12 protein-coding genes are annotated in these 7260 nt (G+C 31.2%); all 12 read right to left on the bottom strand.

Annotation, left to right across the window (positions count from 1 at the left end; genetic code table 11):
* On the bottom strand, window positions 1-196 hold a 196-nt coding region (locus RSB60_RS08495; protein WP_332615727.1), incomplete at its 3' end, for a competence protein ComK.
* A gap of 161 nt (window positions 197-357) precedes the next feature.
* On the bottom strand, window positions 358-864 hold the full coding sequence (locus tag RSB60_RS08490; protein WP_323381556.1) for a RidA family protein: 507 nt from the start codon (window positions 862-864) through the stop codon (window positions 358-360).
* Between the two features lie 17 nt (window positions 865-881).
* A complete protein-coding gene (locus tag RSB60_RS08485) occupies window positions 882-1055 on the bottom strand; it encodes a hypothetical protein (protein WP_323381557.1) in 174 nt (57 codons plus the stop codon).
* 60 nt (window positions 1056-1115) lie between these two features.
* Window positions 1116-1625, bottom strand: coding sequence for an ECF transporter S component (locus RSB60_RS08480; RefSeq protein WP_332615726.1), 510 nt, complete (start codon window positions 1623-1625; stop codon window positions 1116-1118).
* Entirely contained in the window at window positions 1615-2124 is a 510-nt protein-coding gene (locus RSB60_RS08475) for a tRNA (cytidine(34)-2'-O)-methyltransferase (RefSeq protein WP_332490719.1), read from the bottom strand. Before RSB60_RS08475 ends, RSB60_RS08480 begins: the two co-directional genes overlap by 11 nt.
* Window positions 2121-2801, bottom strand: coding sequence for a TIGR01906 family membrane protein (locus RSB60_RS08470; RefSeq protein ID WP_332615725.1), 681 nt, complete (start codon window positions 2799-2801; stop codon window positions 2121-2123). Before RSB60_RS08470 ends, RSB60_RS08475 begins: the two co-directional genes overlap by 4 nt.
* Entirely contained in the window at window positions 2785-3375 is a 591-nt protein-coding gene (gene rdgB / locus RSB60_RS08465; protein ID WP_332490721.1) for an RdgB/HAM1 family non-canonical purine NTP pyrophosphatase, read from the bottom strand. The genes RSB60_RS08470 and rdgB overlap by 17 nt, the downstream gene beginning before the upstream one ends.
* Window positions 3372-5018, bottom strand: a complete 1647-nt coding sequence (locus tag RSB60_RS08460; RefSeq protein ID WP_332475739.1) for a B12-binding domain-containing radical SAM protein — start codon at window positions 5016-5018, stop codon at window positions 3372-3374. Before RSB60_RS08460 ends, rdgB begins: the two co-directional genes overlap by 4 nt.
* A 106-nt stretch (window positions 5019-5124) precedes the next feature.
* Window positions 5125-5730 (bottom strand): helix-turn-helix domain-containing protein, encoded by a 606-nt coding sequence (locus RSB60_RS08455; protein ID WP_332615724.1) that lies wholly within the window; start codon window positions 5728-5730, stop codon window positions 5125-5127.
* 15 nt (window positions 5731-5745) lie between these two features.
* Complete coding sequence (locus RSB60_RS08450) at window positions 5746-6084, bottom strand: GIY-YIG nuclease family protein (RefSeq protein ID WP_332490726.1); 339 nt, start codon at window positions 6082-6084, stop codon at window positions 5746-5748.
* A 109-nt stretch (window positions 6085-6193) separates the two neighbouring features.
* A complete protein-coding gene (locus RSB60_RS08445) occupies window positions 6194-6880 on the bottom strand; it encodes a DUF4097 family beta strand repeat-containing protein (protein WP_332475741.1) in 687 nt (228 codons plus the stop codon).
* 28 nt (window positions 6881-6908) lie between these two features.
* The coding region (locus RSB60_RS08440; RefSeq protein ID WP_332615723.1) for a DUF4097 family beta strand repeat-containing protein at window positions 6909-7260 on the bottom strand (352 nt) is incomplete at its 5' end.

The following is a 7260-nucleotide window of genomic DNA, read 5'->3' as shown; positions in this document are numbered from 1 at the left end:
AAGGTTTTTGTTTTACATTCAACTCGTATCTGAAATTAGAAAGTCTCCCTTCCAATGTAGATCCATTTTCTAAGCATGCCCTCTCAAATAATTTGATGGGTTTTTCCTTAATTCTAAGGATTTCGCTTTTTTCATTTAATAATACCGTCTCATTTGTCTTCTCATCATAATAAACACAGCTGCAATTCTCTAGCACAGTTTTTCCTCCCTTCATTATATATTATGAAAAAAGGTTGATAGTCCTAAAATAATATCATACTTTATTCTCTGTATAAATATATGCAGTGTCATGATGTAACAACTTATACACACTTTTGTACCAAATCATGTTTAGAAAATGAAATAAAAAAAATGTGGTTATTTACCACATTCTTCACAGCCACAATCATGACCTTCTTCGCAGTCACATCCACAGTCGCCGTCAGAGCATCCGCCTGAACAACCACCGCCGCAACCTTGGTTCATTTGTCTTTCATAAGCTAATGTATCAATTACTGTGCATTCAATTTCAATTTTTGCACCTTTTGGTAAAGCGACAACTTGAATTGTTGAACGAGCTGGGAATGGTTCATTAAAATATGCACCGTAAATTTTATTCATATCATCAAATTCTGATAAATCTGTCATGAACACTGTAGTTTTAACTACATGACGAGTTTCTAAGTTCATTTCGCTTAATACAGCTTCAATATTCTTTAGAACTTGTTGAGTTTGTTCTTGGATTCCGCCTTCAACAATAGCACCTGTTGATGGATCCATTGGAATTTGACCAGATAAATAAACGAAATCACCTAATTTAATTGCTTGTGAATAAGGTCCTAAAGCTTTTGGAGCATTAGGAGATGAAATTGCTTGAGTAAACATTGTACTCCTCCTTCTTATTAATAGAAATCAGTTCTTGAATCATCATTATCTTCAAGATAATAATCTGATTCAAGTTGTTGCATTTTATGGGCATGATGTTTAACAAAAACTTTATATGTTAGAAAAAAGCCATAAAGAATCAACAGTATTAAAAAGGCTACCGACAAAAAATCATTCACGTTTTCTATCATAATATCACCTCTGCTTATTATTATATGAAATCATAACCATTTTGTCTAATGGTATGAACTTTACAATACTTTCTCTAATCGAGGAATTAATAATGGAATAAGAATACATTGAAGAATTATAGCAGGTATTCCTGCCACTATATTTGCATAAAGTCCAATACTCCAAGCGACTGGATTGATGATTCCATTGATACTATTCATTGTAATTGTGAATCCTAATCTTCCAACTAAGATTGCTAAAAGCAACACAACTATTACATTTTTAATTTTATATTCCTTAATGAGTAGTCCACTTATAAGACCATATAAGCCAATCTCTACCATCATTGAAACACCCATTGGGAATAACGGTGGCATTCCAGTCCACAAGCTACTTAACAATGGTGTTATTAATCCTACTGCTAATCCCCATGGCCCACCTAAGAGAAATCCTGCAAAAAAAGCAGGTAAATGTAATGGTGATAACGTCCTTGCAAGACTCGGCACAACAAAATGAAACACACTTGGTAATAACAACCCTATCGCAACTAAAACTCCAGCTAAAACTAATTTTTTTGTATTAGACATCATTTAACCAATCCTTTCCTTTTATTACTTCTACAGGACTTAATCCTGGATAATCCAATTGCCGTAAGACTTCGTATACGCAAATTGCTACGCAATTGGATAAATTTAATGATCGTGCATTCGCAACCATTGGTAAGCGTGCACAACGTTCTTGATGATCATGGAGAATTTCTTTAGGAATCCCTGTACTCTCTTTTCCAAAAATCAAATAAATATCTTGGGTACAAACAGTGTAATCAAACATTGTTGGACTTTTTTGACCATACCGTGTGATGTAAAAGAACTCTCCTTTATTTTTTTCACAAAAATCCTGCCAGTTTGGATATACTTGATAATTTAACTCATTTCGATAATCCATTCCTGAACGACGCAAGTGTTTTTCATCCAAAGAAAAACCTAACGGCTCTATCAAATGGAGATTACAATTACTTGCCATACATGTTCTCATAATATTCCCTGTATTTTGTGGAATTTCTGGTTCATACAACACTACATGAATCATGCCTTTTTCCTCCTAAAATAAATAGATACCAAACATACAAGTAAAATACCAATACCAAAAGTTGAAACAATTTTAAACACTAAATCAAAGAAAAATTGTCTTGGAACCATTTGTATTAGAATATCTGTATTAGGATCTAAGAAAAATAAATCATTAGTAAAAAATATATAATGAAATTGTAACCAAAATGAATTGAAATCAACAAGTGCGTATATTCCAAGTAAAGTTAATACCGATAAAGTACTCACAATAGCTTTCAAAAACATGTCACTTAAAGCGAAGATAGAATCTTTCTTACTAATCATTATTCCTATGCCTATCATAACGATAAACCCAACCCAAGAAAAATTTCGAACCATCATGGCATCTAAATATAAGTTTTTCACATCAACCATATGTAGTATTTCTTTTTCGTTGAATACTGCCCGATCAACTCCATTAATTGTCGCCATAACATCTAAATCAGCTCGTTTATTTTGGATATAATCTAATAATACTTCTGTTGTATGTGTTAAATCAGCTTCAGACATCCCTATTTCTGCAGCCGTATTTAATTGTGCATACTCTTTTTTATAAAAATCTCTATTAAAACTACTTATATCTAAGCAGGTCAAAAAGAAGGCAACAATAAAACAAATTGCACCTATAAAAAAGAATGGCTTAGATTGGATTTTCATTTAAATACTCCAAGAGTTTAAGAAGTGCTTTTCCACGATGTGAAACACTATTTTTCTGTTCTTCACTTACATTTGCAAGAGTTGTCTTAAACGGTTCGTAATACACAATCGGATCGTATCCAAATCCTTTTTTTCCTACAATTTCAGTTGCTACTGTTCCTTCAATTGTATCTCTAAATACAACTGGATCACTGCCTGGCACACATAATGCAATCGCACACACAAATCGGCATGCACGATTTGTCTGATCTTTCATTCTTTCAATCAACACATTGTTTTTATAATCATAACTAGTATCATGCCCTAAATATCGTGCAGACTGAACACCAGGTTCAAAGTTCAAAGCATCAATCTCTAAACCAGAATCATCAGAAATACAAGGAATATTAAATTGATCACTAATTGTTTTCGCTTTAATAATAGCGTTTTCCTCAAAAGTTTCACCCGTTTCTTCGATATCAATTAGTTTAGGTAAATCATTTAAACATTTGACTTTGTAGCCAAGTGGTTCAAGCATATGTTTAAACTCTTCTATCTTGTGGGCATTCGCTGATGCAATAAACAATTCTTTCATTGAGCTTCTCCTTCTAAATTAAACCAGTATCGCACTGGATAGTTTTGAAAACGATCATAAATCAATACTTGATACATGATTTTGTCTTGATAAAATCCAAGTCTAATTTTACCATAATTATATAATGTCTGTTCATCAAATATTTTATATTGAACCCATTTTTTAAATAATTCTTTTATCGTTTCTTTATCAATTTCATCTTGAAACAATGGTTTTGGCGTTTGTTTAAAATTCATATAGTAATCTGAGTTTAAACAAGCTCTAAGTTTTTCATCTTGCATTAAGTTGAAAACACTTAAAGATTCGTACAGCAATTTAAAATAATCTAGTACTTGTGGCTGTCCCTTGAAGTTTCTCATTCGATTTCCAACATCAGCCATCACATCAAATATTGGATAGCCATATTGATAACAAGTATCCAATGTAAATCGGATTCGACCATTATTATAAAGTTTTTCCGTTGCTTGATACACATCTTCAATAATCATTATATCTTGATGCGAAAGCCACTTCGTTTTTTCTACTGTATAAGGTGATTGCGTTTCATAAGTAAAATCATAAAGATTCGCTTGTAAACGAAGTGAAGTTCCTTTTAGTAATTTTAAAATACCGACTTGTATTTCAGTTGCTCCACATGCGAAAAGTTTTGTATAAGAATTTCTGAATGAATTTAAATCTTCATAAGGTAAACCACCTATAAGATCAACATGCATAATACAACCAGCTTGACTTAATCTTTTTATATTTTTTACAAGTATGTCTAAGTTTTGATAACGATGGACAGCATCTAGTGTTTGTTCATTAAATGATTGTACACCAACTTCAAATCTAAATCTTTCTTTATTACTTTGTTCAAAAAAGCTAATCATTTCTTCTTTCATCGTATCTAATACAACCTCAAACTGAAAACTAAAGTTAACTTTCAATTGTTCAATTAACTTTGCAATTGCTAATGCTCTTTCAGGTTTCACATTGAATGTACGATCCAAAAATTTTACTTGTTTACATTCTATTTCTTCTAAATGCATTAATTGCGTCGTTATGTAGTTTTCAGAAAACAATCTCACTTGATTATCCAATGAAGATAAGCAATAGCTACAACGATATGGACAACCTCTACTTGTTTCAAGATATAAGTAACGATTCTTTTGTGTTTCTTTATCAAAATCCAAAAAATAAGGACTTTCCAGTGTTTCCAACCACTTTAAATCGACCTTGGCGTATGCGACAGCTGATTCATATTCTTTATTCACGAAACCATCGATTTCTTTTTCTCTACGACATGCCTGCCAAAAAGCCTTTTCACCTTCGCCGCGTAAAACTCCTTCAATTGGATAATCTAACCAATCGGTATATTCATATGAAACCTCTGGACCACCAATTAATATTCTTATTTGTGGATTTAGATTCGCAATCATTCTTACAAGTTTCTTAGCTTCCTCTTGATTCCAAATATAAACAGATATACCAATGATATCGGGATTAGCATTAACCAGTTTATGTGCTACTTCATCTAAGTTATCTTTGATTGTATATTCTTGTATTTCAACATCAAAAGATATATCACGAGCTACATACAGCCAACGTAATGCCAGACTAGTATGAATAAATTTTGCATTTAGTGTTGTTAATATTACTTTCATATAATCTCCAATTCCTGTTTATTATATCACTTCATAAGATATAAAAAAAACTTTCCTTAATGTTACTTTTAACATCTTTGAAAAGTTCTTATTAAATAGAAGGTACTTATTGTAAAAACATTCCATTAGTGTTTACTCTTTGAAGACCATGTTTTGTACAATAAATCAATAATTTTCCCTTCTCCATTGAGATTGGAATTCTAAATGCTGCAGCCTGCTCTGGATACATACGTATGATTAGTACCCTATCCTCACATACAAGTGCTGCAAATGAAATGTAATGGTCCTTGGACATTTCGTGATTAATTTGATAATACGTATCTATATCCACAAAATTTCTTGAAACTTCATGATTATCTACTTGTTCTTTTATTTCTAAGGGTACTAATTTTCTACCACAACAAGAAATGGCTGAATATCCCGTACTTGTCAGAATATTATGACAGGTAGAACAGATATAAAATTTAATGTTACTCATTTTGCCATTATCAAGTCGATTTCTTCTCAACTCTCCTCGTAATAGTTCTAGTAAATCAGCACCTAAAATTTCTGCTAAATCCTCCCATAATGAAACATCTGGACATCCTAATCCACATTCCCATTTGGATACAGTTTTATTACTAATACACAGTCTGTCCGCAATTTCTTGTTGAGTCAGTTTTTTATCTTTCCGTAATTCCAAAATCAATTTACCTATTTTCCTAGCATCCATCATTTATCTCCTTTCTCATATTCGTCTTGCTTTTTGATCTTCTAACAAACAAATATCAAGTAGTTCTTTTAAATTTTTTGTTTGATCTTCTTTAGGATCATCATACTTTAATTTACAAATCACCTTATATTCAACATTGTTTTCACCATATAAGTTCCATAATTCTTGCATACGCATATTTGGATGACTATGTAGTGACAATTGAAATTTTGCACTGTTGAAACCGACACTTAAATCTTTACTTAGACCTAAAAATAGTTCCTGCGTTTCTATAAAATAAAAGCCAATAATACCCATTTCTGGTTTTCTATTTTTCCACTGATTCATTAGTTCTTTCTTATGTAATTTATCCATTTATGATACCTCCACTAGTAGTGTAACTTATAAATTCTACTAAAGGTATCTACTTGCCGTAGACTAGCTTGCTTTAAGCATATAAAAAAGTTTAGAAAGATCTAAACTTTTACATCCAATTATCTATTTTACAATTCCCACTCGTTGTACTAATTTCAAACTTTGAAGAACCATCACCATTGATTATTTCTATTCTCCCTGCACCACGTTGTCCACTTCTTAAATCTTTGAAATGACCACTGATTGAATTGAATTTAATACAATATCCATCATTATTAGGATTAGCAATGATAACACTTCCACTAATTGAAGACCCAATTATTGTTGATTTTGTCAACGCCACACATTTTATACTACCACTCGTTGATTTAAATTTTAGGTTTTCGATTGAATCATATAAACAAATACTACCACTCACCGTTTCAACATAAGCTTCTTTAGAAGAACCTTTAGAAATTATCTTTCCACTTATAGTAGTTAAGTGTACTTGATTACATCTAATTTCTGAAGAAATATTGCCACTTATTGTTTTTAATTCTATTTGATTAATCACATTTTTAGGAACATATAATTTAATATATCCTTTTTTAAAATTGATAGATAACAATTGATCTATCGTATTTCTAGTTTTAACTATTAATTCATTATCGCTAACAGTAATGTCTATTCTACTTCGTGGATTTCCTTCATAAAATAACTCTACATAATCTTGATTGTGATATTCAACAACTATATCTTGTTCAATCATATTTATTTTCAATTGATAGATATCCTTATATTTTTCATTTATTTTCATCTTTTATTACTCCTGTGGATAAACAAATTTAATCCCAATCTTCTAGTTTAAAATCACCACTTACTGTTTCTACATCAAACGAAATTGAAGAATTTCCTTGAGAAATATTAGCTTTTTTATCGATCTTTTGATTATTGTAGTTATCTTTAAATGATCCACTTACACTACTAAATATTAAACTGTAACCACAATTAGTATCGCACAAATTAGCACGTACATCACCACTTACAGTATCACCACGTAGGCTTGATCCTTCTTTAGTATTAATTCGTACATTTCCACTTACGGTATTAAAACTTACTGTATCAAATGGTTCATATATACGAATATTACCACTTACAGATGTTGCAGTTAATTTATTTCCTGATTCATAGACGGAT

Origin of the sequence: Anaerorhabdus sp., assembly GCF_036657415.1 — a bacterium.
Classification (GTDB): Bacteria; Bacillota_I; Bacilli_A; order Erysipelotrichales; family Erysipelotrichaceae; genus Anaerorhabdus.
Note: the sequence above shows the minus strand (reverse complement) of the source record. Positions and strands in the feature narration are given on the sequence as shown.

What these genes read in the sequence shown, in the direction of transcription:
- RSB60_RS08455 (WP_332615724.1), bottom strand. Translation starts at nt 5,730, where the DNA reads ATGGATGCTAGGAAAATAGGTAAATTGATTTTGGAATTACGGAAAGAT.
- RSB60_RS08475 (WP_332490719.1), bottom strand. Translation starts at nt 2,124, where the DNA reads ATGATTCATGTAGTGTTGTATGAACCAGAAATTCCACAAAATACAGGG.
- RSB60_RS08480 (WP_332615726.1), bottom strand. Translation starts at nt 1,625, where the DNA reads ATGATGTCTAATACAAAAAAATTAGTTTTAGCTGGAGTTTTAGTTGCG.
- RSB60_RS08450 (WP_332490726.1), bottom strand. Translation starts at nt 6,084, where the DNA reads ATGGATAAATTACATAAGAAAGAACTAATGAATCAGTGGAAAAATAGA.
- RSB60_RS08490 (WP_323381556.1), bottom strand. Translation starts at nt 864, where the DNA reads ATGTTTACTCAAGCAATTTCATCTCCTAATGCTCCAAAAGCTTTAGGA.
- RSB60_RS08470 (WP_332615725.1), bottom strand. Translation starts at nt 2,801, where the DNA reads ATGAAAATCCAATCTAAGCCATTCTTTTTTATAGGTGCAATTTGTTTT.
- RSB60_RS08485 (WP_323381557.1), bottom strand. Translation starts at nt 1,055, where the DNA reads ATGATAGAAAACGTGAATGATTTTTTGTCGGTAGCCTTTTTAATACTG.
- RSB60_RS08445 (WP_332475741.1), bottom strand. Translation starts at nt 6,880, where the DNA reads ATGAAAATAAATGAAAAATATAAGGATATCTATCAATTGAAAATAAAT.
- rdgB (WP_332490721.1), bottom strand. Translation starts at nt 3,375, where the DNA reads ATGAAAGAATTGTTTATTGCATCAGCGAATGCCCACAAGATAGAAGAG.
- RSB60_RS08460 (WP_332475739.1), bottom strand. Translation starts at nt 5,018, where the DNA reads ATGAAAGTAATATTAACAACACTAAATGCAAAATTTATTCATACTAGT.